The 2,803-nt window shown below is 62.1% G+C and carries 2 protein-coding genes and 1 pseudogene; 2 read left to right on the top strand and 1 reads right to left on the bottom strand.

Annotated elements, in window-relative coordinates; genetic code table 11:
• Positions 1-414: hypothetical protein (locus tag AC1DT3_RS17140; RefSeq protein ID WP_477466443.1), on the bottom strand; the 414-nt coding region annotated here is incomplete at its 3' end.
• A gap of 281 nt (positions 415-695) precedes the next feature.
• On the opposite strand from AC1DT3_RS17140, the gene AC1DT3_RS17135 reads away from it, so the two are divergent.
• Positions 696-1,046, top strand: a complete 351-nt coding sequence (locus tag AC1DT3_RS17135) for a hypothetical protein (protein WP_477466442.1) — start codon at positions 696-698, stop codon at positions 1,044-1,046.
• 403 nt (positions 1,047-1,449) lie between these two features.
• Positions 1,450-2,803 (top strand): annotated as a pseudogene (locus AC1DT3_RS17130) (hypothetical protein); the annotation flags it as partial.

Below are 2,803 nucleotides of genomic sequence, written 5' to 3'. Positions count from 1 at the left end.
GCCGAACACCAATCCGGCCATCAGGCCCAGGAATTGGTAGACATTGTCGCCAACGCCGTATTGCGCCACGGACAGTATGAGCAGCGCGGCCGCGAGAACGAGGCAGGCGATCAAGGTCGAAGATCTGACGGCGTTGCGATCGGCGCGGCGAAAGCAGACGAAGGTCAGCCAGAGGGCGGCGGCCGTCGCGATCGCGCCGCGGATGAATTCGGGGACGAACTTCAACCACAAGGCGTCGAACGACAGCATCCATGACCCGGCCGAGATCACGTTCGGCGCCGCATCGATGATGGCAAGATAGCCTTCCGCGGCCTGCTTTCCGACAAAGAGGCCGGGAAGCACCAGAATGATGGCGCAAGCGATGGCTATGACAGGCGTCCCGCTGGACGCGCGTGCGGTGGGCGTATTCGGCATGAGAGTTCCGGCAAGACTGGAAATGAATCGGTGAACGAACTTGGCGTTACGTAATATCAACTGTTATTCAATTGCAAGAGCCATTTCGACGCCGGATGCAACCTGCCGATGCGCAGAAGCTAAGCTTCATGAACGTTATTCCATGCAACAGAAGGTCGCAGGTGCAGGGGCCCGCCGGGGCCGGCAACGCATGCGGCTCAAACGGGCGCTTTTGGCGATCAGGTGCACGCGCTATACGCCTCCTCGCCGACCATCCATCCGCCAGTGCCGAGGTTGAAAACATGCGCCTTTCGACCCAATCGATTGCCCGCTGTGTCGCTTTCCTGGGTTTGACCTTGGCGACGGTCACGGCACCCGCCTTCGCTCAGGAAAAGCAGTCACCAAGTTGGACCGAGGTAAAATGCGCTCGCTACAAGAAGGGTTGGACTGATGCGCTCGCGCGGAGAGGCACGCAGGGCCTGGGGAAAGAGTTTCTCGAGCGCCACGAGGCCTTTCTGGCTTCCGGCTGCACGACGCAAGCGGACGTTTGCCCGCGATCGGAAGAGGAGCTTGACCTCGCCAACATCATGGTCGTGGTTGCGATGAACGCGGGAACCGCGAGCACCTTTCCCCCTTTCGCCTGCCGGAAGTGACGTTTTGATCGCGCCACTGTGCGTTCTAGCCAAGCTTCGCGCGCCGAACGCCGGGACGGCGGCGACGGGTCATGTTAAGAGTTGGATAGGAAGCCCCATCGACGCCTCTCGAGGCAGCGACCGCGTCCCTAAATGCTCCGGAAGCCGGGTCGGGAAACGACCCCGGACGGATCGGCCGCAGAACCTTACTATGGTTAATGTCCGCGAAGTCAGGTAGTTACCAAGGGATTAACGACGTTTGCAGGTGATCGGGGACATTGGGTTTCCCTCACCTCCCCCGGCGGCTAAAATCCTTTGGTAAATGGCGGGTTTCCCATTCGGAAGCACGGCGCAAAGCAATACGAAGTTTTGCGACAAGGACCGAAGACCGAGCGACCCATTAGTTGCGTCATCGAGGACGACCATGGCGACCGAAAAAAAGAAAATGAAAGACCCGGCGGAGGCAGCTTTGTCTGCCGTCGAGCACGCGCTCAACCTGGATGACTCTTCCGAGATGCTTCACGTCGAGGGACAGCAGGGACGCGGGTCGTCGCACGATCCGAAACTGCCAGACGTCGAAGACCATGATTTCACGCGGGGCCCGTTCCGGGACCTCGACAACCCCGACGAACCGATCGGCGAACCGTTGCCGCAGGGTGAAACCTCCTCGCGGACGCCCTTCGTCGCCCCGGACCGCACGGCCGTCGCCAATGACGATCGGCAGAGTGTCGGTGTGATGCTGCAGGCGCTTCAGGTGCGTCCTTCGCGTCGCGCGTACAGCCTCGCCACCCTCTTTTCCCTGATCTGGGTCGGCAGCGCCGCTGCGGTCGTCTATTCCCAAGGCATCACCACTCCGGACGCGCTTCTCGCGGCCTACACCCCCACTCAACTCGCGATTGCCGGATTTGTCCTCTTCACCCCGGTCGTCCTGTTCTACATCGCCGCCGTCATGGCCGTGCGGTCCCAGGAAATGAAGCTCGTCGCCCGCGCCGTCGGTGAAGTCGCCGTACGCTTGGCGCAGCCTGAGAGCTTCTCGACCGACGCCGTTCTCTCCGTCTCCCAGGCCGTGCGCCGGGAAGTCGCCGCGGTGGGCGACGGCGTGGAGCGTGCTCTTGCTCGCGCCGGCGAACTCGAAACACTCGTGCGCAGCGAAATCTCGACGCTCGAACGCGCATATTCCGACAATGAAATCCGCATTCGTTCCTTGATCGACGAACTGGTCGCGCAGCGCGAAGCCATCGTGACCAACTCGGAACGCGTCCGTGGCGCGATCACTGGCGCCCATCAGAATCTGACGCAGGATCTCGATGCGACGGCTGAACGGGTTGCATCCTCCGTCCAGCGCGCAGGTGTCCATGTCACTGAATCTCTCGAACAGCGTGGCGAACAGATCACGCAGGCCCTCGGCCGCGCCGGTGAGCGTGTCGTCGAGGAGATGGCGACGCGTGGCGTCGAACTCGTCGAGAAACTCGGCGGCGCCAGCGAACACATCAAATCCGGTATTGCCGAAGTCGGCACCACCATCACGACCGCTTTGGAAGGCAAGGCGCAGGATATCACCGGTGCTTTCGAGCGCACCGGCGACCTGCTGACCCGCCACCTCCAAGACGGCGCGTCGCAGGTCACGCGGACCCTCGCCGAAACAGGCCGAGGCGTCGTCGATGCATTGGCCAAGCAGGGCAGCGATGTCCGCGAGGCCTTCGAAGAGACCGCGCGTTCCCTCGAAGACAGCTTCGCGACCCGTGGCGGCGAGATTACCGAGAAGCTCGCTTCCACCG

This window comes from Microvirga sp. P4_G7 (assembly GCF_056401005.1).
This window is presented reverse-complemented; position numbering and strand designations above follow the sequence as displayed.

Excerpts from the sequence above, each read along its gene's own strand:
- AC1DT3_RS17135 (WP_477466442.1), top strand. The coding sequence starts at position 696 with ATGCGCCTTTCGACCCAATCGATTGCCCGCTGTGTCGCTTTCCTGGGT.